Source organism: Cognatundibacterium squillarum (assembly GCF_014652435.1).
GTDB lineage: Bacteria > Pseudomonadota > Gammaproteobacteria > Burkholderiales > Burkholderiaceae_D > Undibacterium > Undibacterium squillarum.
The window spans coordinates 1-22,618 of the sequence record NZ_BMYU01000012.1 but is presented as its reverse complement, the minus strand read 5'-3'; the positions used below and the strand labels follow the sequence as shown (position 1 = coordinate 22,618).

At 54.1% G+C, this 22,618-nt stretch carries 21 protein-coding genes; all 21 read left to right on the top strand.

Going from position 1 to position 22,618, the window contains the following annotated elements; genetic code table 11:
• The first annotated feature begins 20 nt into the window (after positions 1 to 20).
• A complete protein-coding gene (locus IE092_RS17500; RefSeq protein ID WP_189358790.1) occupies positions 21 to 485 on the top strand; it encodes a YmfL family putative regulatory protein in 465 nt (154 codons plus the stop codon).
• Positions 472 to 909 carry a hypothetical protein gene (locus IE092_RS17495; protein ID WP_189358788.1) on the top strand — a complete coding sequence of 146 codons (438 nt, stop codon included), beginning with the start codon at positions 472 to 474 and terminating at the stop codon, positions 907 to 909. The genes IE092_RS17500 and IE092_RS17495 overlap by 14 nt, the downstream gene beginning before the upstream one ends.
• The gene (locus IE092_RS17490; RefSeq protein ID WP_189358786.1) at positions 909 to 3,764 is read left to right on the top strand and encodes a DUF5906 domain-containing protein; all 2,856 of its coding nucleotides are present in this window, start codon (positions 909 to 911) and stop codon (positions 3,762 to 3,764) included. The genes IE092_RS17495 and IE092_RS17490 overlap by 1 nt, the downstream gene beginning before the upstream one ends.
• Before the next feature lie 308 nt (positions 3,765 to 4,072).
• Positions 4,073 to 4,432 carry a hypothetical protein gene (locus IE092_RS17485; protein WP_189358784.1) on the top strand — a complete coding sequence of 120 codons (360 nt, stop codon included), beginning with the start codon at positions 4,073 to 4,075 and terminating at the stop codon, positions 4,430 to 4,432.
• Positions 4,389 to 4,940, top strand: a complete 552-nt coding sequence (locus IE092_RS17480) for a hypothetical protein (protein ID WP_189358782.1) — start codon at positions 4,389 to 4,391, stop codon at positions 4,938 to 4,940. Before IE092_RS17485 ends, IE092_RS17480 begins: the two co-directional genes overlap by 44 nt.
• A 248-nt stretch (positions 4,941 to 5,188) precedes the next feature.
• A complete protein-coding gene (locus IE092_RS17475; protein ID WP_189358781.1) occupies positions 5,189 to 5,833 on the top strand; it encodes a hypothetical protein in 645 nt (214 codons plus the stop codon).
• Between the two features lie 112 nt (positions 5,834 to 5,945).
• Entirely contained in the window at positions 5,946 to 6,551 is a 606-nt protein-coding gene (locus IE092_RS17470; protein WP_189358779.1) for a hypothetical protein, read from the top strand.
• Positions 6,538 to 8,592 carry a phage terminase large subunit family protein gene (locus IE092_RS17465; protein ID WP_189358778.1) on the top strand — a complete coding sequence of 685 codons (2,055 nt, stop codon included), beginning with the start codon at positions 6,538 to 6,540 and terminating at the stop codon, positions 8,590 to 8,592. The genes IE092_RS17470 and IE092_RS17465 overlap by 14 nt, the downstream gene beginning before the upstream one ends.
• 3 nt (positions 8,593 to 8,595) lie before the next feature.
• Complete coding sequence (locus IE092_RS17460; protein WP_189358776.1) at positions 8,596 to 8,796, top strand: phage head-tail joining protein; 201 nt, start codon at positions 8,596 to 8,598, stop codon at positions 8,794 to 8,796.
• Between the two features lie 10 nt (positions 8,797 to 8,806).
• Positions 8,807 to 10,216, top strand: coding sequence for a phage portal protein (locus tag IE092_RS17455; protein ID WP_189358774.1), 1,410 nt, complete (start codon positions 8,807 to 8,809; stop codon positions 10,214 to 10,216).
• Positions 10,217 to 10,255: 39 nt separating this feature from the next.
• On the top strand, positions 10,256 to 12,316 hold the full coding sequence (locus IE092_RS17450; RefSeq protein WP_229793244.1) for a prohead protease/major capsid protein fusion protein: 2,061 nt from the start codon (positions 10,256 to 10,258) through the stop codon (positions 12,314 to 12,316).
• Positions 12,317 to 12,395: 79 nt separating this feature from the next.
• Positions 12,396 to 12,875 carry a DUF2190 family protein gene (locus tag IE092_RS17445; RefSeq protein ID WP_189358773.1) on the top strand — a complete coding sequence of 160 codons (480 nt, stop codon included), beginning with the start codon at positions 12,396 to 12,398 and terminating at the stop codon, positions 12,873 to 12,875.
• Positions 12,876 to 12,908: 33 nt separating this feature from the next.
• The gene (locus tag IE092_RS17440) at positions 12,909 to 13,205 is read left to right on the top strand and encodes a hypothetical protein (RefSeq protein WP_189358771.1); all 297 of its coding nucleotides are present in this window, start codon (positions 12,909 to 12,911) and stop codon (positions 13,203 to 13,205) included.
• Positions 13,206 to 13,279: 74 nt separating this feature from the next.
• Positions 13,280 to 13,597 carry a hypothetical protein gene (locus tag IE092_RS17435; protein ID WP_189358769.1) on the top strand — a complete coding sequence of 106 codons (318 nt, stop codon included), beginning with the start codon at positions 13,280 to 13,282 and terminating at the stop codon, positions 13,595 to 13,597.
• A gap of 2 nt (positions 13,598 to 13,599) precedes the next feature.
• On the top strand, positions 13,600 to 13,788 hold the full coding sequence (locus IE092_RS17430) for a hypothetical protein (protein WP_189358767.1): 189 nt from the start codon (positions 13,600 to 13,602) through the stop codon (positions 13,786 to 13,788).
• On the top strand, positions 13,785 to 14,960 hold the full coding sequence (locus IE092_RS17425; protein WP_189358766.1) for a phage tail tube protein: 1,176 nt from the start codon (positions 13,785 to 13,787) through the stop codon (positions 14,958 to 14,960). The genes IE092_RS17430 and IE092_RS17425 overlap by 4 nt, the downstream gene beginning before the upstream one ends.
• Positions 14,961 to 15,049: 89 nt before the next feature.
• The gene (locus IE092_RS17420) at positions 15,050 to 15,430 is read left to right on the top strand and encodes a hypothetical protein (RefSeq protein ID WP_189358764.1); all 381 of its coding nucleotides are present in this window, start codon (positions 15,050 to 15,052) and stop codon (positions 15,428 to 15,430) included.
• Positions 15,431 to 15,495: 65 nt separating this feature from the next.
• Positions 15,496 to 15,810 (top strand): DUF1799 domain-containing protein, encoded by a 315-nt coding sequence (locus IE092_RS17415; protein WP_229793243.1) that lies wholly within the window; start codon positions 15,496 to 15,498, stop codon positions 15,808 to 15,810.
• A 40-nt stretch (positions 15,811 to 15,850) separates the two neighbouring features.
• Complete coding sequence (locus IE092_RS17410) at positions 15,851 to 20,380, top strand: phage tail tape measure protein (protein WP_189358762.1); 4,530 nt, start codon at positions 15,851 to 15,853, stop codon at positions 20,378 to 20,380.
• Between the two features lies 1 nt (position 20,381).
• Positions 20,382 to 21,851, top strand: a complete 1,470-nt coding sequence (locus tag IE092_RS17405; RefSeq protein WP_189358760.1) for a hypothetical protein — start codon at positions 20,382 to 20,384, stop codon at positions 21,849 to 21,851.
• Positions 21,848 to 22,618: hypothetical protein (locus IE092_RS17400; protein WP_189358757.1), on the top strand; the 771-nt coding region annotated here is incomplete at its 3' end. The genes IE092_RS17405 and IE092_RS17400, both read left to right, overlap by 4 nt.

Here is a 22,618-nt window from a genome sequence, read left to right as displayed (position 1 = left end):
CACCCAAAAAGAGGTTTTGTGTGAACAAACGTGAAGCAGGTCTGCGGCTGATAAATGAAGCGGGCGGCATGGCTGCAGCGGCACTGGCGCTGGGACTGACGCAGGAGGGCTTGCGTAACCGGCTTTATGAGAAGCGCGGTCAGGCACTGAGCCATGCGCAGTGGATGGAACTGCAAGCGCTGACGGGGAAAGCTTATTACGCCGAAGCCGTTGCAGCTGAATCTGGCGGGTCGTTTGTGCCGCATGCGGTGCTGAGTCTCAGTGAAGCGGAAATGCAGCAGCGGTTGGCTGAGTTTATGAGCGAGAGCGGCCATTTTGTGACGGATGTAATTGGCGCGCTGGCAGACGGTGTGCTGACTGGCAAAGAGCTGACAGCGCTGGAAAGCGACCGTGATGCGGTGCATGCAGAGGTGGATGTGATTTTTTCGATTTTGAAGAAGCGTTTTATTGAGCAAATTAAGGGAGGCAAACATGGGAAGTCTTGACTATCCACGCGCTGGCAGCGCGGCACAGATCGCAATTTTTCAGATATGCGCAGCGCCGGATGCGATGTTGTCTATCGATGATGTCCGTGCCGTGCTGGAAACAAAGCACTGCAGCGCAGATGCGTTCCGGCGCAATGTGCTGATGCCGCTGCAGGATTTGGGCTTGGTGAACGTGCGTTCTAAGTGCTTTTTGATTGCTACGGATAAAGCAAAAGCCTATGCGCTGAAATTCGGGAAAGTGCAGCAGCCCAAAAAAGAGCGTTATGTCGGGCAGGTAGCTGCGCCGCGTGCGGTTCGTCCGTTCAAGCCGCTGGATGTGGCGAAGCTGCGCGCGCCAGCGCCAGTGCGCCCCGGTGCGCTGGATTACAGAAGTATCCCGTCGCGCATGGGCAGTGAATGCCGTCTGCCGGGTGGGGTGGACTGATGCGTTTTGAAGAAAAGATTGTTGACCAGATGCAGGCAGCTGGAGCGCCGAAGCTGCCGGACGGTCATCCTGTGCTGAGCGGTAAAGTGCATCGGTTCGGACCACAGAAAAAGTGGTGGTACGTTGCGCGCACTGTGACGCTGAAAAGTGGTCGCGAAGTGCTGCAGGGCAGTTTCGGCTGCTGGCACGGCGACGATAACGGCGCGATAGATTTTGAGTCTGACACTGAAGTAATGACCGAGGCTGACCGCGCAGAAATGCGCCGCAGTCTGGCTGCAGCAGAGAAAGTGCAGGCAGAAAAACGGGCTGACGAAGCGCGGCGCGCGGCGAATCGTGCGGGGCAGGAGTGGAAGGATGCGCAGACGGTTGCATCGATGTCCGGCCATCCGTATCTGCTGAAAAAACAGGTCGAATCGTATGGCTTGCGCGTGAACGGCAAAAACGAATTGCTGATCCCGTTTATTGAAAATGCGGGCTTTGGCCTGCGTGTGCAGGGCTTGCAAAAGATTGATGCAGCGGGCGAAAAACGCTTCAGCAGTGGCATGGAAAAAGCCGGTGCTGGTTTTGTGATCGGTCCTTTTGCGTCAACAGACCTTATTTACATCGGCGAAGGATATGCAACGTGCGCCAGTGCTTATGCGGTGCAGGCTGGCCAGCATCCGGCAGTAGTGGCATTTGATGCGGGCAGTTTGCTGGATGTGGCAAAGCAGGTGCGCGCATTGTTCCCATCGGCGCGCATTGTCTTTCTGGCTGACGATGACTATCAGCTGGAAGAGCGCATGCTGAAGCGGCTGCAGTCGTTTTGGGGTGTTGCTGCGCCGGTGATTGATCTGGCCAGCCCGATGCCACAGGTGCTGAAGTGTGCGCAGGGGCATGATGTGATTGTGCATGCGGAATTACTGCAGGATGCGCATGGTGTGCCGGGTATTCAGGCGAAGGTGCAGAAAGCCAGTCTGGTGAAGGCTGAGCAGTTTCTGAATGCTGGCCGGACAAAATCGCATGCAGCCGCCGATGCGGTGGGTAATGCAGTGGTGGTGTATCCGCGCTTTACTGATCGTACTGGTAAGAAATGGACGGACTTTAATGACCTGCAGGCCGCTGAAGGCGCTGGTGTAGTTGCTTCTCAAATTTTCGCTGCGATAGCAGCGCCAGATAATGCTGCAGCTGATACAGCTGCGGATTTTCCCCTTCCCCCCGATGTTGCGGAGCAACCGCAGGATTTTGCGCGCGCCCCTTCCCCCCCGCAAGGGCAGGAGGATTTCAGTGCGGCTGGAGCGCCGCATGTCCGCGATTCTGCAGATGATGCGGATAAAAATGAGCCAGTAAAGGCGGAGGCGATTTATCCGCTGGAAGTGATTCTGCGCAATTGCGCACTGGTGATCGGCACAACAGACGTTTATGACGAACTGAACGATATTCACTTTAAAAAACAGGCGTTTATTGCGGCGGTTGGTAAAGAAAATTATCAGGCGTGGCTTTCCAGCCCTGAGCGTCGCTCGATTGATCAGAAGAAAGTCGAAAAACAAAAGCCTGCGCCCGCAGGCGGGGGGAAGGGCGGCAAGCGCGCGGATTTTGACGATGATTTCTTTACGAAGGTGGGGCGGCTGGTGGACAGCTTCACGCTGATTTACGGCAGCGACGAAGTGTTTGACGGTGAGCGCCGCGAGTTGTTAAAGATCGGCCCTCTGCGCCTTGCTTTTACGCCTGACGTTGTGAAAACGTGGCTGAACTGCCCTGATCGGAAGATGGTTCCGCGTGAGAACCTTGTGTTTGACCCGACATATTCAGTAGACCCAAAAACGCATCTGAACCTGTTTGATGGCTTTGCAATGAAGCCGGTGGTGGGTGAGTGCAATCAGATTTTGCTGCTGCTGCGCCATTTGTGCGGTGACGATGACACGTTTGAGTGGGTGTTGAAATGGATCGCGTATCCGCTGCAAAACCCTGGTGCAAAGATGGCCACGGCAATCGTGATGCACGGTGACGAAGGCTCAGGCAAAAACCTGTTCTTTGAAAAGTGCGTGAAACAGATTTACGGCAAGTATGCGTCTGTGATCGGCAATCAGGAAATTGAATCTCAGTTCAATGAGTGGGCGTCGCAAAAGCTTTTTATGGTCTGCGATGAAGTTGTGACGCGCGCTGAAATGCGCCAGCTGAAAGGCCGTTTAAAGCAGATCACGGCGAATGAAACCATACAGATCAATCCGAAGAACCTGACGCCGCGCGAAGAGCGGAATCACATCAATTTTGTTTTCTTATCGAATGAAACCCAGCCACTCGCGCTGGATAAGACAGACCGCCGCTATATGGTGGTTTGGACGCCGCCGAAGCTGGGACCAGAGTTTTACAGCGCGGCTGCTGCAGAAATGGAAAGCGGCGGCACGGAAGCGTTCTATCACTTTCTGCTGAATCTGGAGCTGGGCGATTTCAACGCGCACACAAAGCCGCTGATGACCGAAGCAAAAATGGATCTGATCGAGCTGGGCTTGTCTCCGACAGAGCGTTTTTATCGCGAATGGGCAGAACAGCGTTTGCCAGTTCCTTACATCTGCTGCACAGCACAGCAGCTTTATGACGCATTCCTGCGCTGGTGCGCGCTGCAGGGGGAGCGTTTCCCGCCTTCCCAAGCCCGTTTTGGCCGTGATGTAAAGCGTGCAGGCAGTGCCGATATGCGCGCCATCCCTGTGATGGTGACTGAGGGAGCAAGTAAAAGGCAGCTGACGTGCTACTGGATTAGTGGACAGCAGCCAGAGGGCGTGACGAAAGAAGCGCATATCACAGCGACATCGAATCTGTTTGACGGTGCTTTACGTGCTTATCGTCGCCGCATGGATGGTATCAGTGAACCAGATTGACAGTTTATGCACAGGTGTCCATGTGATTAAACGCAATAACGACGGGGTTTTGTGGACGGTTTGGACGTTATGCACAGATGTTTTCCGGTTTTTTACGCGTAGTGATTTTACTTATATTTTTTAAGTGCTTTTTGCGTCAGGGATTTTTTAGGCTTAGTAATTTTTATAAACCTTAATTCTATCTATCAATAGTATCAATAGTGTCCATAAACATAATTGCTGTATAGGTTTTTTCTTATTGAGGATTGCTTGAGAGTGTGGAGGGTTTGAAAGTGAGTGTAAAGGTTTTGATGCCGCAAACAGCGCGCATGATTGTTCAGTTAAGGCAGCAACAGGGAAGGGATCGCGCAGACTGGCTGGTGCGCTGTGCGCTGGCTGGTGAGCCGGGATTGTTCTGGAATGCTGAGAACTATCTGTCATTCGGTACGCCGCCAGTAACGAACCACATTTGCCACTGGGGTGAGCAGGACAGGCTGGTGCGGTGCGCAGACCCGCCGTGGATGCTGAAAGCGGCTGAGTTTGTAAAAACGCTGGGTTATGAAGTGAATGTGGTGGATGTGACGAATTTTGATGAAGCGCTGCAACGTGCAGAGCGATTGAGAACAATACTGAGAAAGGTTTCTTATGCAACAGAAGAGAGTAGTGAGAGCGGCAAGCGTGCAGCGTGATCCGGTGGCTGTGGCGATGGAAAGGGCGGGGTTTGATCAGGCGGGAAACCGAGTGATGGCCGGTGCTAAGCGAGCGCCATCGCTTGATTATGCGCTGGAAGACCGGCTGCATAACTGGGGTATGGTGCGCGGCATGAATGGTCGTGACTTCGCTATTTATGCAAAGCCAGCCGATATGCCGTTTTGGGTTCAGCGTTTTTACCAGTATCAGCAGAGTTTGGAGCGTCAGCTGGCTATTAGTGAAAACCTGTTCAAGCCTGTACCGGCGCTGGTTGTTTCTATTGAGAAGGAAGTGAACAGGGCGGAAATGTTGCTGGACGCGGAGCGAGTGGAGAGAGCGTGGCGCAGCCTTCCGCTATATACGCACAAAGAGATTTTGCGCCTCTACTATATAACCGGCTACTGCATGAATAAGATTCGCAACAAGATGAATATGCGTGGACGTCAGCACCTGATTGTTATGGCATCGGCTAAGCGTGAGTTAAAAAGCAGACTTGATATCAAGTAGTGTTGTACTTTATTAATTTTGCAGTTATGATTCGATTTGAAAATTTGATTCCGGTGTGACTTCCGTGACTTGCGCTGCTCCCAGATGGGGGCACGCGCACGTCCGAAGAAAACGAAGCCCTGCAGCTGCAAAGTTGCGGGGCTTTTGCTTTGGTGCGGTTGGTTTGTTGTTGATGTTGAGGTGGGCTTGCCCGCTGTCAGAAGTGGCAGCGGGTTTTTTTATTTGCAGACGTCTGCAGTGAGGTTGGCATGATCACTATTACCGTTAAAGGTGCAGCAGAGATTGTGGCGACCATCGACAGCATCACGCAAAGTCAGCTGCCATTCGCAACCGCGCGCGCACTGACGCAAACCGCAAGGGCTGGCAGGCAAGCGGCAACAGAAGAGATTGACCGCGCGTTTGATTCGCCCACGTCATTCACACGCAGAGCGATTGCATTCAGACCGGCAGATAAAGCCACGCTGACCGCTGCTGTGTTTGTTAAGGACGATCAGGCGCAATACTTAGCGCCGCAAGTCTTCGGCGGTAAGCGGGATTTCAAACCGTTTGAAGAACGCTTCGGTAAGACTTTAACCGGCTTGTTCGCGTTCGGCGGCAAAGCGGCAAAGCGTAATGCTGCGGGCAATCTGTCACGCGCTGAGATTACTAAGATCGCGAAAGGTCTGGGCGGTAATTACTTTGTGCTGACCGCAAAGTCGCGGCCAGACATCCAGCTGATCGCAATGCGGTCAAAAGACAAAAAGGAAATCCTGCCGCAGCTGGTCTTCGTTACCAAAGCAAACTACAAGCCGCGCTATAAGTTCGGTGACGTGGTGCGGCAGGCATCGGTCGATGTCTACGAAAAAGAATTCAGGGCGGCATGGGATGCCGCGATCAAAACAATGCGGCGGTGATGGGTCTGGGTCCTTCCCGGGACTTTGCCGCTGTGGGTCATTCGCGCGCGGGCTTCCTGTCTGTGCAGAGAAAATATTGGGTGGTCACTTGGGTGGTCAGTAAGAAAGGAAAATGATGTCTTCCGAAATGAGCTTACGCGCCTATGCACGGCACAGGGGCGTTGCTCTGTCGGCAGTGCAGAAGGCAATTAGAACCAATCGCATCAAAATGAATAGAAACGGCAAGATTGATGCTGCTATTGCTGACCGCGACTGGATGAATAACACAGACGTTTTCAAAGCGCCGCCGGGTAAAAGCGCCCCGCCGGCGGCAACAGATGATGACGATCTTTTCAGCACTGGCGCTGATCCGCTTGCTACAGATACTGAGGACGAGCAAGAGGAAAGCGAAGACGACAAAATTAACCGCGCACAGCGTCAGGCGCGCTTAGAGATCGCACAGATTCGGGTCGAAAAAGAACGGCTGGAACTGCAGATACAAAAAGGTCAGATGATCCCGCTGGCTGAAGCAGGGCCGCTTGCATTCACTGCATTTCGGATGGTGCGCGATGCAATTCTGAATGTACCGGGCAGGGTGATGGATGAACTGGCTGCAGAAACAGACCCGATAAAAATCGAAAACAGGCTAATGGCGGAATTAACGCGCGTCTTCGGCAGCATTGACATTGCTGCTGCAATGCGGGGCCAGTTGGAGGATGTCAACGATGGGGGCAATTGAATCTTTTTTGCGCACAATTGCGGATGCGCTGAAACCAGACGAAAAAGTATCCATCGCAGAATGGGCAGAGAAATACCGGATTCTGCCGCCAAATACGCCGGAGCCGGGGCCGTGGACGAACGCCAGAACACCCTATCTGATCGGCATCATGGATGCGCTGAGCGGCACAGCAAGCAGCTGCACTCGCTACAGCCACGACGATACAACGCCATTTGATAACAGCCGCTTTACGCTAGTGGCGACGATGAAAGGCCATCAGCTGGGCGGCTCATGCGCCGGTGAAAATTTTATCGGCAATTCGATATGCACTGCAGCTGGCAATATTCTGAGTGTTTTCGCAACTGAAAAAGACGCGGAAAAGTGGGAGTTAGACCGCTTTGATCCAATGCGCGTCAGTACAAAAGAACTCAGTAAGCGGGTGCCGCCATCGGATAAGAAAGGCGGCAAGACCAGCAAGCTGCAGAAATCCTTCCCCGGTGGAATGATGGTGCTGGCCACGGCCAACGCAGTCAGCGCGCTGAAATCCACGTCTGTCCGTTATGTGCTGCTGGAGGAAGTAGACGAATATGCGCTGAATATCGACGGGCAGGGCAATCCGGTAACGCTGGCGATTAACCGGACATCAAACTTCCGGCATCGCGCGAAGATTTACGCAAACTCTACGCCGACAATTGCAGGCAAGTCGCAAATCGAGAAGCTGTATCTGCGCGGCGATCAGCGCCGGTACTTTGTGCCATGCCCAGATTGTGATCATCCGCAGTATTTTGAATTTAAGAACCTGCGCTGGCCGAAAGGAGAACCAGAGAAAGCGGAATATCACTGCTGCGCCTGCAGTTACCACGGCACAGAAGCAGCATGGAAAGCGCAATATCCGCGCGCGTACTGGATGCCGACAGCAAAAGGCGACGGAAAAACCGCGAGCTTTCATTTGTCTGCAATGTATGCGGCGCTGGGCTGGCGGTACTGGACGGATGCGGCGAAAGATTGGGAAGAAGCGCAGACAGATGTCATTAAGCTGATCGCATTTCTGAATAACTTTCTGGCTGAATGTCACGTCATCAAAAGCAACGCGGTGAAATGGGAGCAGCTGAAAGCACGCGCAGGCCGCTACAAACGCGGCGAAATTCCGCGTGGCTGTCTGATACTCACAGCGTCAGTCGATACGCAGAAAGACCGGCTGGAGCTGGCGGTTGATGGCTGGGGGCGCGGCATGAAAAACTGGACGATAGATCATATCGTCGTCCACGGGGATACAACCCACAGCAGCACATGGGACGAACTGACTGCAGCGATTGAAAGGCTGACATACACCAACGCTTTCGGCGTTCAGATGCGCCCGGTATTGATTGGCATAGATTCGGGCGGGTCATCTACGCAACAAGTCTATGACTACTGCCGCACACGTCAGCATCTGGGCGTCTATGCTTTAAAAGGCGCATCCGAAAGACGCAAACCCGTCATCGGCAGAGCGACGAAGCAGGATGTGAAGCAGGATGGTCAGGTGGTGGCGGAAGGTGGTGTTCTTCTGTGGCCAGTCGGTACAGATACCGCGAAAGAAATCATCAGTCATGCACTGCTGAATGACGGTGATGCAGCGCCGGAAGCATGGCGTATTAATTTTCCCGAAGGGATGGACGACGAGTATTACCAGCAATTACTGGCTGAAGAATACAACCCAGCGAAAGACCGCTGGGACAAAGTACGCCCACGCAATGAAGCGCTGGACTTGAAAGTGTACGGATTTGCCAGCGCATACCATCCCCGCTTACGGCTGAACCTTTACAAAGAATCAGACTGGGTGGCACTGGAGCAAGTCATCGAGCCGCGCACATTTGATCTGTTCAGCCAGCCGCCACAACAGGAAGCCCTGCCAGAGCCACAAAAAGCGCCTGAGCCGCACACAAGTGCGCAGGCAATATCAACAGAAGAGCAGCCACAACAAAGCGCGCCAGCGCCCGATACAGCCGTTTTGCAGACGTCTGCAAAATCGGGGTGGATGGGCAATCGCGCGAAGAGCGGCTGGATGAATCGACGGAGGTAGAACATGGCATACACAGGAGCTGATTTAGATGCGCTTGATACGGCCATCAAGTCAGGCGTAAAAAAAGTGAAGCATAACGGGCGCGAGGTGGAATATCACTCAGTAGACGAAATGCTGCGGCTGCGGGATCGCATCGCGGCAGAGCTGTTAAAAGGCAGCAGCGCAGAGCGCACGCGTGTAACCCGCCTGCGCTTTAACCGATAGGAATCAGATCATGAATTTTGTGGATCGTATCGTCGGCGCATTCTCACCTGCTGCCGGTATCCGTCGCGTATTTGAGCGAAAGCAGTATGAAGCCGTGCAACGCAGCATGAATGCCGCCAAGCCAGCCCGCAGCACAAACTGGAAGCCCGGCACCGGTAGCATCAATTCGGAAATTAACAGCGGTCTGCATATCGTGCGTAACCGTTCGCGTGACTTAATTCTGAATAACGGCTATCTGAAAAAAGCAGTAAAAACGCTGGTATCAAACCGCGTCGGCACAGGCATTATCCCAAAGTGGGAAGACCCGAAAGTGAAAGCGCTATGGGACTACTGGAGTAAATACGAAGCCGATTATGATGAGGTGTTATCGCTGAATGCGCGGCTTGCACAGCTGTGCCGTGGCGAAATTGAATCCGGCGAAATCCTGCTGCGCTTTCATGTTCTTGATGACCCGAAGCTGAAAGTGCCGTTGCAAGTTCAGGTGCTGGAATCAGATCATCTGGATAGTTTTAAAACTGGCCGGAATGAAATGGGATTCGCTATCGCTGGCGTGCAGTTCAATGATCGCGGCAAGCGTATCGGCTACTGGTTGTTTAAAACGCATCCGGGTGAATACACAATACCGCGCGACATGGTCAGCGAATTTGTATCGGCAGAATTTGTACTGCACTTTTTCGATGCAATGGGCAGGCCGAATCAAGTGCGCGGCTTTCCAGCGCTGTCATGCGCCATCTGGAAAGTGAATGATCTGGACGAGTATCAGGAAGCGCACGCAGTACGTAAAAAAATTGAAGCGTGTTTCGCAGTATTCGTAACATCGCAGCAAAATGATATGCGCATTGGTGTCCCCGGCGTCGCTGGCCAATCTGATCCGGGTCTTGAAGACATCGGCCCCGGCATGGTGCATTACCTGCGCCCCGGTGAAGGTGTGGACTTTTCATCGCCAACGCCGTCAGATGGCTACGAAGAAACAACGCGCACAGAATTGCGAGCTATTGCTGCGGGTTCAGAAGTCAGTTATGAACAGATGACCGGCGACTACTCGCAAGTAAATTTCACATCCGGGCGCATGGGTAAGCTGGAATTTAGGCAGCAAACCGAGCAATACCAAGAACTGCTTTTCCTGCCGATGGTGATGACGCGGATTGTACGTATGTTTGTCAAGGTGGCGTATCTGCGCGGTGCAATCACAAAGCAGGAAATGCCGCTCTCATTCACTTGCCCGCGCGTACCGCTGCTGGATGTACAAAAAGAAGCGCTGGGCTACAAAACGCTGCAAGACCAGCGCGTGCTGTCACGGCATCAGGTGCAGCGTGAATTGGGTTACGACCCGGAAGAAATGGATGCAGAAATCCGGGGTGATGATCTGGCCCCGCAACTGCAGCCGCAAACCAAAGCAGCAACAGACGAAGAAACCTGAACCCGGCAATGCCGGGTTTCTTTTTTTGGGAGATTCATTTTGGAAAGACAACAAACACCGCTGCATATCTTTCGCTCGGCGGGTGCGCAGCAACAGCAGGCAGGCCAGCAGCAAACGGTCGGCCAGTTACCTGTCGGCACTGTCGCGCGTAAAGCGGATATCGGAAATAGCAACGCGGAAACACGTACATTCGACGTTCGCTGGATTGCCAAGTCACAAGTCCCACGATACGACTACCTGCGTGAGCGTCGCTATATCGAAGAATTAAGCACTGATGCAGGCGCATGCCGAATGGCAACGCTGGAGTCGGGTAATGCACCATTTCTTAATAATCACAATTCGTATGACGTCAGTGCAGTCATGGGTGTGATTCAAAGTGCGACATCCCCGGATAAAGGTGGTGCGGCAACGATTCGCATGAGTAATCGTGATGGCGTTACAGACATTTTTAACGACATCAAAGACGGAATTCTGCGGCAGGTATCGGTCGGCGCACGGGTCTACAAACTCCTGATGATCGAACCAGGCGCAGAAGGCAATAAAGACTGGATTTACCGCGCGATTGACTGGGAGCCTTACGAAATCAGCTTGGTTCCTATCGGTGCAGACCCGGATGCGGTCGTGCGTAAAGACGATGTTTTCCAAGGCTGCGAAATTAAAGTCGTTCGCAGTATTCACAACAGCAACACAAACACAAACTCAGGGAGTGACAGCATGGAAGTAGCACAGCAAACACAAACTCAGGCAGCAGAGCCAGAAAACAATGTAACACGCGCAGTGCAAACGCAACCAACACCGGCACAGGATCAAAATATTCTGCGTGAACGTCAGCGCATTGCAGACATCACAGAAGTCGTGCGCAGTGCAGGCGTGGCAGATGCGGATGCACTGACACGCGGCTTCATTGACAGTGGCGTCAGCGCAGAAACCGTACGCGCTGAAATGTTCAATCGAATGGTGCAGCGCTCAGCGGCAGCAGCTGTTACGCAGCCACAAAGCACGCCGCGCATTACGACTGTACAGGACGAAACAGATGTTCGTCGTACAGCCATTCAGAACGCGCTGGAACATCGTATTAACCCGGCAGCACAATTGACAGATGCGGGTCGTATCTATCGCGGTATGTCTCTGCGCGAAATCTGCCGTGCCTCGCTGGAAGCGCAGGGTATCAGCACAGCAGGGCTGGACCAGCGTGAATTTACCGGCATCGCACTGGGTCTGGTCAATCGTGCGGGAACGCCTTCTGATTTGCCGACAATCTTCGGTGGTGTTATTAACCGTACGCTGCGTCGTGGTTACACCAATGCGCCGAAAACATTCACGCAATGGGCGCGCAAAGGTACGCTCAGTGATTTCCGTGATATGAACCGCGCAGCATTTGATGCGGCGCTTAAATTTGAAACGATTGCCCCCGGTGGCGAATACAAACGCGGCATGTTGACGGAAGGGAAAGAGACCCTGCGTCTGGCGACCTACGGTAAAAAAGTGGTTGTTACGCGCCAGATGATCATCAATGATGATCTTGACGCCCTGTCCCGCTTGCCTGTGCTGATGGGGCGTGCCGCCGCTGAAATGGAGGCTGACATTGTTTACAGCTGCCTGACTGGTAATGCACCAATGGCAGACGGCATTCCTCTGTTTGATGACCAACATAAGAACGTTGGTACATCGGCAGTCATTTCTGTTGCATCGCTTTCTGAAGGCCGCAAACTGCTGCGCACACAGACTGGGCCAGATGGCACAGTGCAAAACCTGACGCCGAAATTCTTGCTGGTTCCGGCAGCGCTGGAAACGGCGGCGATCCAGTTTTGCAGTTCCCAGCTGATCGCTGCAAAGGCTATCGATACGAATCCGTTCAATGGCATTTTGACGCCGATTGTTGAAGCCCGTCTGGATGGTAAATCGTCAAAAGCATGGTATCTGCTCGGTGATAACGAAATGCTGGACACAGTCGAGTATTGCTATCTGGACGGTGAGGAAGGGCTGTACACCGAACAGGGTATTGACCCGGAAAATGACAGCATGTTTGTCAAAGCCCGTCTGGATTTTGTGGCGAAGGCGCTGGATTATCGCAACATGGTAATGAATGCAGGCGGCTAATCTTTTGCCGCATTCGCACAGTATTGAATAAGAGGCCGTATTGACGGCCTTTTTTTATTTCATTTGAAAGGTAGAACCTATGCAAAACAAAATCGTAGTTGGCGGCGTACTGCAGATCGTCGCCCCAGCGGATGTATCCGGTGGTGATCTGGTGATTGTTAATGCGCTGATTGGTGTTGCAGTGCATTCGGCAAAAGCTGGCGAACAGTTATCGCTGGATCGTGAAGGTGTGTTCCGCCTGCCAAAAGCAGCTGGTGCAGCAGCATTGGGTCAGCGCTTGTATTTTGATGCCGCTGCGAAAAAGCTGACGACCGATAGCGCAGCAGGAATTTTTGTCGGTGTTGCTGCGGCTGATGCGGCGGCAGGTGATGTGACGATCAATGCAGCATTGTCCGATAGCCCTGCAGAGTTCCTGCGCGGCGGGCTGGCAGCAATCGCAGACATCGCCGCCGCAAACGCTGCAGACCTCGCTACAGCACAGACACTGGCCAATGCGACAAAGGCCACGGTCAATGCGCTGCTGGCATCGCTGCGCGCTGCAGGCATCATCAAAACCTAACCCGGAGGCGGCAGCGAAAGCTGTCGCGGCAGCATGGAAAATTTGATTTTTCGGGCATTTTCAGCTGTCGGTTTTCTGACGCCGTTTGTAGTGAAATCCGGCGCAGCAGCTGACCGTGATTTCACCGGAATTTTTGAAGAGCCGCAGGGGCTGGTTATGGATGGCATGGTGCAAATGTCTGACCCGTCCGTCGAATTTCGCAACGAGGAAATCACGCTGCGCAAAGATGACAAAATCCAGAACCTGAAGACCGGAAAAATCTACGCTGTCACGCGCATCCGGCATGCGGAGGATGGCTCATACAGCGTCGCAACATTGGGGTCAGCATGACATTCCGGCAAGCGTATATCAGCGAAGTTTGCAGACGTCTGCAAAACGTCGGATTGCCGGTCAGTCGGGTAGTGATGGATGGTGCTGACATCGATGACGACGATGTTATCAAAGTACATCGGGGCAAAGACATTCTGCTGTCTGAGTCAACAGGCTGGCGAAATCGCGAGCTGCAGCTGTGCATCAGCGTGGCCACATCCAAAGTATTGGCGGAAGACGTTGCAGAAAACTTTTTCGTGCAATTCGATCCGGTGGTGAAAGCATCGGACGACTTCCCGGATGTTGTATCGGTCGAAGAAAGCAGTGCAGATGAACCGATTTACGGCGGCGCTAACGGGCGGGCGTGTTTGGTGACTTTTCGCTATTCAGTCACATATCAAGTAAAGGGCTAACAATGGAGCAATTAACGCAGGGCGGCAGCTATGTCATCGGCGCAGACGGTACAGTCAAGCGCGCCGGTGGCACAGCAGAACAAGCGCCCGCAGAAGTAGCGCAGCAAACTGCGCAACAGGAGGCCGCGCCAGCTGCTGAGCAAGCAGCGCCGGTGCAGCAAGTTCAACAAAAAGCGAAAGGGGGTGCATGATGCCAGCTACAGGAGTTTTGCGAACGAAGAAAAAAATTCTCACGACAAAGGTCGAAGGCACATACGGCAGCGACGCAGCGCCCGGCGTCGTAGATGCCATCATGGTGACGAATCTTGATCTCAGTCCGCTGGAAGTCGAAGCGCAAGAGCGCGGGCAAGTGCAGCCGTATTTCGGTAACACAGAAGACATCATCGCAGCGGCATATGTAAAGCTGAGCTTTGATGTCGAAGTGTCCGGTTCTGGCGCGGCAGGTACTGTGCCGCAGCTGGGCAAGCTGCTGCGCGCATGTTCAATGTCGGAAACCATTATGGCTGCGCCAGTGACTGGTGTTGCCAGTGCGGGTGGTTCGGTGACACAGATGCCGCTGGCAGCTGGTGCATCGGCGGTCGATGGTGCGTATGTCGGTATGACGATCAATCTGACGGGCGGCACAGGCGCTGGTCAGTCTGCAGTCATCAAGTCATACACTGGCGCAACAAAAACCGCAGTATTTACAGCGCCGCTGGCGACCGCGCCGGACGCGACAACGCAATACACAATTCCGGCGCAAGTGGTGTATCGCCGTATTACGGACAACCCGGAAAGCGTGACGCACTATGTCAATATCGACGGTGTGCTGCATAAGATGTTAGGTGTGCGTGGCACGGTGTCGTTCAGCTTCAGCAATAAGAAAGTACCGACAGCAAAATTCAGCATGACGGGGCTGTTCGCACAGGTGGTAGACGCGCCAGCTGGTCAGGCATCGTATGCGGGTAAAACGCCGCCTGTTGCAGTCAATGCAATCAATACGCGCAATACGCGCCTGCATGATTTCTTCGGCGCGGTAGTGTCGGATTTGTCGATTGATGTGGCGAACGATATAACCTTCCGCACGCTGGGTGGTGGTACTGAGCAAGTGCTGATCACAGACAGCAAGCCGACAGGCAGCATCACGCAGCAAGCGACAAAGATGGCAGACAAAGACTGGTACACGGCCATTAAAAATGCCGCAGTCGGCGCGCTGTCTATCACACATGGCACAGTGGCAGGCAATATCGTCAAAATCGACGCGCCGCGCGTACAGCTGACAAAGCCGCAGCTGTCGGATATGGACAACATCGTCATGCTGCAAACTGGCCTGAAGCTGTTGCCTGATCTGGGCAATGATGAGCTGACTATCAGCTTTATGTGATCTGTCGCAGTAAAACAAAAGCAAACCGAAAAGGGCAGCAGCAGCTGCCCTTTTTTATTCTCACACTCAAAAAAATGTAAGGAAAAAAAATGTTCGTATTCCGTAAAGAAATCGACCAACCAGTGACTTGGCCAGTATTTATTGAAATGGCGCAGGATGGCGGAAAAGTAAAGAAAGTCGAATTTAAAGGTAAATTTCTGCGCTTGAATAATGAGCAGCGCAAAAAGATTGATGAAGAGCTGGACGATATTTCTAGGAAAGAAGGTGAGGACTATATTGACGCAGCTGTTCTGCGTATTTCTCGCTTTATGGTCGGCTGGTCTGACATCGTGGACGAAGACAATAAGCCGATTGAGTATTCCCAAGAAGCGCTGCGAGAAATTGCAAAGGGGCCGGTTGGTATGGCGTTTATTACAGCGGTAACTCGCGCGGTTACAGAAATTGATGCTGGTATCAAAGCAAAAAACTGAAAGACGCCGCGCTGCACTGGGTAACTGCCCGCCCTGCAGACGATAACAGCGAACTGGCTGAAGATTTGGCACTGTTCGGTCTGCAGGATGTGGCAGATGATTTGCTGCACAACGATGCAGAAGACGATGTCTGCGAGATTGAGCCAGACAACGTAGAAACCGTCGGCGTATTTTGCGCGCTGGGAACGCAGTGGCGCGTAATCGCAGGCATGGCGGGTGCGGTCTATCAGGGGCTGGAATACAGTGCTATTCCGCCAGTCATGGAAATGCTGGGTGTGCCGGTAGCGCGGCGAAAAGGTGTATTCGAAGGGCTGCGCATTATGGAGCGCGCAGTGCTGGAATACAAAGCAGAAGAAAGTGCAAAGACAAAAAAAGGGTGAGGCGATGGCCTTGCCCTTTTTTGTTTAACGGGGGTGCGTGATGGCAGTCAAAATCGGTGAATTGATTGTGCAGATGGGTGCTGACATCGGCCAGATGCGGCAGGAAATGACGTCTGCAAAAGGCGTCGTCAAAAACACGGTAGAAGATATCGAAGCGCGGGTGGCGGTGCTGAAAGGCACATTAGGGTCATTGATTGACCCGATTAAAACTGCGACCAGCTACTTAGGGCCGCTGTCTGTCGGCATTGGCAGCATTTTGTCAGTGAATGCTTTCGCAAATATGGTGAAGGGCGCTGTCGAAGGCGCAGCGAAAATGCATGACCTGAGCGCGGCCACAGGTGTCGCAGTGTCGTCGCTGTCGGCGCTGGCCGGTGTCGGCAAAATGTCGGATACCGGGCTGGATGCAATCAGTGCAGCGCTGAACCGGCTGACAAAAAATATGTCGGTCGCAGACGAAGAATCGCGCGGCGCTGGCATGGCGATTAAAGCGCTGGGGATAGATTTCGCTGACTTTTCAAAGCTGTCGCCGGATGAACAAATGCTGGCCATCGCGAAAGCAATGGATCAGTTTCAGGATGGCGGCGGCAAGGTCGCAGTCGCGATGGCACTGTTCGGCAAAGAAGGTGCATCGCTGATTCCAATGCTGAAAGACTTGGCGGCGGTCGGTGAGTTGAACGGCAAAATGACTGCGCAACAAGCAGCAATGGCCGACAACTACGGCGACAACATGGTCAAAATCAAAGGCACAAATGAGGCATGGAAAAAGCAGATTTCGATGGCCATGCTGCCGGTCATGGACGAAATGGCGCAGGCGTGGCTGGATAACATTAACGGTGTCAATGGCCTGAATAAAGGCATTAAAGGGTTGTCGCAGGACGGAACGCTGACAGACTGGGCGCGCGGTGCAGTCACGGCGCTGACTTATGTTGCAGACGTTGTGCAGGGCTTGTCCGGTGTGGTGGGTATTGCAGGAAAACTGATCGGAAAAATGGGTGCAGAAGTCGGCGCAGAAGTTCGTATGGTTGGCGGCATCATAGATCAGATCAAGCAAGGAAAATCCGGGTTCGGTGCAGTGAAAGACCGTGACCGTGAATTAGAAGAAATTCGCAAGCAGTTTAAAACGGATTTTGATGATCTGTGGAATCCGAAGCTGATGGGCGAAAAAATCCGTGAAGCGATGGAAGTGCGGCGACAGGCGCGCGCGGAAGAAGCGCCGCCGGAAAAAGAAAAGCTGAATTTTCATCAGGGCGGCAAAGATGAAAAAGAGAAAGTCGATAACACGTATGCGAATCTGACCCGCGCTATCCGCGAAAAAATTTCAGCACAGAATGCTGAGCTTGAAATGGTGCGCCAGCTGACGCCTGCTGAACAGGAAAGCCTGCGGATTATGACGGATTTGCGTGACGGTGTTCTGCGCCTGTCGGATGCTGAAAAAATCCAGATCAGCGGCATGCTGGAAAAACTGCTGATCAATGAGCAGGCAGTGATAGCGCAACAGGCGGCGCGCAAGGCTGCGGAAGACATGGAAAAAGCCGCGCAGGACAATCTGAAAACGCTGGATCAGCAGATCGATGCAGAGCGCAAGCGCAGCGCGCAGATCGGGCTGACAAAAGCCGAAATTGAAGCGCTGGCATCGAAGCAGATGGAAGCAGACGCGCAGGCAGATGAACTGCTGGCAAAAAACATGCGCGAGGCCGCAGAAGTTGCAGGGCCATTGAAAGATGCTTATCTGTCGTATGCGGGAGCGCTGGAGTACGCCGCAACAAAGCGCCGCACACTGGCCGCAATTCGCAACGAAAACGAAGGCAAAGAAAAGGCGCTGGAAGCCGCTGCAGACGCGCAAAAAGCCCGCGAAGAGCTGGATAAGCTGTTTGACCCGACAAAGGGTAAAGACTTCGGTGCAGCGATTAAAGGTGCGCTGTCCGAAGCGGTTTCATCTGTCGCAAAACTGGATGCAGCCATGCGGCAAAACGCGATCAACGCGGCAGCGTATGACAAGATGGTCGCGCTGGCCAGACGCGAATCAAACGGCGACCCGGAAGTGCTGGCCAAGCGCATGGACGCGATCAACAAAAAGAGCATGGAAAACCAGCTGGCGAATTACGGCCAGATTGCCGGTGCTGCAAAAGGCTTTTTCAATGAGCAAAGCCGTGGATACAAGGCTTTGCAGGCCGCTGAGCAGGTTTTTCAGGCGATACAGCTGGCAATGACACTGTCAACGATGGCGGCACGTCTGGTGTCGATTGAGAGCGTTACAGCGGCAACGCTGGGCGCAGAAGCGACAAAGGCAGCAGCGATTGAAGCGGGTGTCGGTATCGCGGTGGCTGCAGATGAAGTGAAGGGGGCGTCAGCTGCATCGGTTGCTGTGGCGACGCAAGCGCAGGGCGATCCCTACACTGCATGGCCACGCATGGCAGCAATGGCTGCGGTGATGGCAGCGCTGGGCTTTGCGACCGGCTTTTTCGGTGGTGGTGATGATGGTGCAGACCTTGCCGCGCAGCGTCAAAAAACGCAAGGAACCGGCAGCGTCTGGGGCGATGCCGCTGCGCGTAGTGAGTCAATCACAAAGTCGCTGGAATTTCTGAAACAGAACAGCGACATGATGCTGCCGATCAATCAAGCCATGCTGTCCAGCCTGCAGGCGATTGAAGCGTCAATGGCTGGTCTGACAAACCTTGTGCTGCGTACTAACGGCATGACATCGGGCAGCAATTTTGGCGTCGCGGAAGGTGTGATTTCAAAAGGTAATGTCATCGGCAATCTGCTAAGCAAAATCCCGTTAATCGGCGGCTTACTTGGCGGGCTGGCGAACCTGTGGGGCAAGACAACGCAAACCATCACAGACGCTGGCCTGATGTTCGGCGGTGATTTGCGGTCGCTGCAGGCGGGTCAGGGCTATTCGCAGTATGCGAACGTGCAGACAACGAGCAGCAGCTGGTTCGGTCTGAAAAAAGACACTAGCAACAGTGTTTTGACGCAGGGCTTGTCGTCTGAACTGTCTGACCAGTTCGCACTGATTTTCCGCAATCTTGAAAAGTCGCTGAAAGCGGCGGCTGGTGGCTTGGGTTCCAGCGCTGACGAAGTGACCAAAATTCTGGATACGCTGAAAATCGACACGACCACAGTTTCGCTGAAAGGTCTGACCGGACAGGCGCTGCAAGACGCAATCAACGGCGTCATCAGCAAAGTGATGGATCAGATGTCTGAAGCGGCATTCAAGGGCTTAGACGCATTCCGTCAGGTCGGTGAAGGCTATACGCAGACAGTGATGCGTGTCGCGTCTGGTGTTGAAGTTGCGCGTTATCAGCTGGAGCGCTTTGGCTTGTCTGCGATTGCTTATCAGAATGTTCAAAACAAACAGGGCGATGTCGCTGCTGAAATTTTCCGGCAGTCAGTGCTGGCCGTGGAAGGAATGTCCGGCGTCGGCAAAATTCTGGAGGGCATGACAGGGCAGGCAAAAGACCTTGCGGATGCGTATGCGCAGCTGCTGGACGTGCGTCGCTTGTTAAAAAACGTCGGCTTAAACGGGCAGGCACTGGGCGCAGCGATGATCGGCGGCGCAGGCGGTAGTAAAGAACTGGGCGACGCGCTGAGTGTGTACCGGGACAAGTATTTCAGCGATGCAGAACGCGCTGCAATGCAGACAAACAACGTGCGCGAGGCATTTGCAAAGCTGGGTATCGCTATGCCAGCGAGCAAAGAAGCCCTGCGCGCGCTGATTGAAAAAACCGGAACAAGCACAGATGCCACTGCCAAACTGACAGGCCAGCTGCTGGCACTGACAGGCCAGTTCAGCGACATGGTCGATGCAGTGCAGGCGGCAAAAAATGCGCAGGCAGAAGCGATTCAGCAGCAGATTGACGGGTATCTGGGCATGGTCGATTCGCTCAAAAAATACCGCGCTGATCTGCTGCTGGGAAGCCTTTCAACAAAGACGCCGCAGGAAAGGTATGCGGAGGCAAGGCAGCAATATGAAGCAACGCTGACCGCAGCCCGCGCCGGTGATAAAGACGCACAGGGGCGCATTACCAGTGCAGCCAATGCGTTTTTAGAAGCCTCGCGCACAGTCAATGCTTCGTCTGAGCAATACACGGCAGACTTTGCTGCAGTGATGTCCAGCACGTCTGAAATGGAAGTCTGGGCAAAGCAGCAGGCTGATCTGGGGCAAGCGTCGCTCGATGCGCTGCGCGCCGGTGTTGAGGCGACAAAGCAAGTAGAGCAGGCAGTGAAAGAGCTGGGGCGTGATCGCAATGTCTGGCGGCATTACAGCGGCGGCGGTGGTGATCCGCTGGCAGACCTTGCGCCTGCGCTGGACTTGTCGCGCTTTGCGCAGCCGGAAGAGCAATCGACCGCGCTGGCCGCAGAAGTCAAGCGGCTGAATGCACAGGTTGCGGCAATGACGGAAGAAATCAAAGGGTTGCGCGATGATGCGTGGAAGCAGGCCGATACGCTGGCCGATGTCACGATGACGGCAGCAAGTGACAATGCGAAAAAGGTCACGGAGTCACATCAGCGCGTGGTGAAAGAACAAGCGTGGCGGGCAGAAAATCGGCCGCAGCTAAGGGGGTGAAATGACAGATGCAGATTTTCAGAAGTGGCTGGCCGGTACAAACCGGCGCGGCTTTCTGATTGAAGTCGGTGTCAATGTGAACGGGTCTGAACAGACCCGTTTTTTATCGACGTTCGCTTATCGCACAGCGCCGGACGATACGCCGCCGAATCTTGCTTATGAGCCGGTGGCATCGCCCGGTATCAGCTTTGAAGAGCGGCTGGCCGTGGGTGTTGGCGCGCAGCCTTCGCTGGCTGCGGGTGATATTGAAATCAGCAATGCAGACGGAAGGCGCGACAGCTGGCTGAATGACGTCTGGCGCAGTCGCCCGATTAAAGTCTGGATTGGTGGTCCCGGCTGGAAGCGCGCGGATTTTGTGCTGGTGTTTTCCGGTGTGGTGGCAGATGTCATCGCAAAAAACCGCGACACGATATCGCTGAAGCTGCAAGACCGGATGCAGCTGCTGAACCAGCCCATCAGTGAAAAAACCGTCGGCGGCACAGGAGCAAAAGCAGCATCACTGCTGCCGCTTTGCTTCGGTGAATGTCACAACGTGACGCCAGTGCTGATCGATGCTGCAACGCTGAAATATGCGGTGCATGCCGGTGCGATTGAAAGCGTGATCGAAGTGCGCGACAACGGCCTGCCGGTGTCATTCACGCAGCAGCCTGCAGACGGCACTTTCACGCTGAACCAGGCGGCAGCAGGCGCGATTACATGCAGTGTGCAGGGGCATGCAGTCGGCGGTTATGTGAATACGGTCGGCGGCATTATCCGGCGCATCGTGACCCAGTTCGGCCCCGTTGCCACGCGCATGACTGCAGCTGACATCGATGCAGATTCGTTCGCAGCATTCGAGGCCAGCTGCCCGCAGCCGGTGGGTTTGTATCTGACAGATCGCACAAACATCATCAGCGCCCTGCAGCAGCTGGCGGGAAGTGTCGGGGCGCAGGTCATTGCAAGCAATACCGGCCTGCTGCAGCTGTTTCGTGTGCGCGCGCCGGTGGCCGGTGGTCGCGCCATCGGTCCCGCGCAGATGGTGGAGCGAACACTGTCAGAGAAGCAGCGCCCGGACGTGGTGGCCGGTGTTCGCATTGCTTACGCGAAAAACTGGACAGTGCAGGCAGGGCTGCTGACTGCATTACCGGCAGAGCATAAAGACCTGTTTGCGCTTGAGTGGCTGGAAACAGTCGCAAAAGATGATGCGGTGCGCGCACTGTACAAGCTGGACGAAGTCGTGCAGCAACAGCAAACACTGCTGCTGACAAAAGCGGATGCAGATGCAGAAGCAGCGCGGCAGCTGAGCTTATACAAAGTGCAGCGGCGTGTATTTGAGTTTGACGGAACGCCGGATTTATTGCCGGTCAAACTCGGTCAGGACGTGATGATCAAAAACCAGCGTTTCGGCTTATCGGCTGGTGTACCGGGGCAAGTGGTGTATCGCGCGCTGCAGTTTGAAAATCAGATAGTCAGATTAGGAGTGCTTGTATGAGTGCGATTGTCAATGCGCGCGACGTGTTGCTGCAGGGTGCGCCGGTGCGCAATACAAACCCGCGCGCGGGCAAGTCGCTGCAGCTGAATGTGTCGTCGTTACAGTTCAAAGTGGCGGCTGGTGTTGCAGCGCCTGCAGCGATTGCTATCGAAGCAGTATTAAACGGGCTGACGGGTGCGCCGACATTTGCCGTGACCGGCGCAAGCAAGCTAATCGGCAGCGCTGGCCTGACCCGCACGCTGTCTTATGCTGACGTGACTGATGATGCAGTGCAGATCACAGCAGAACTGAACAGTGATGGTCAGACGTATAAAGCGACGCAGACGATTATCCGGGTAAAGGATGGTAATGACGGTCAGCCGGGTGCGGCTGGTTTGTCGAATGCAACCGTCTACGCATTCAAGCGCTCGGCTGTTGCGCCGACAGATGGCCCCGGCGATGTGGTGTACAGCTTTACTGCGGGTGCGATTGTTTCGCCGGTCGGGGATTTGGGTAACGGCTGGTTTAAGGAAATTCCCGCAGGCAATAGTCCGGTATATGTGCGTGCTGCCAGTGCAAGTGGCAGCGGTGCGACTGTAACTGTAGGGGCTGGGCGTTTCTCTGGTGCGGTGCAGCTGTTCAAGGATGGTGCAGATGGGGTGAACGGTCTGAACTCAGTGACGGTGAGTATTTATCAGCGCTCAGACAGCGCAACGCCGCCAGCGCTGCCCAGCCAGCAAGTGACATACACGTTTGCGACAGCAGCGGTATCCGGGCTTGACCGTGGT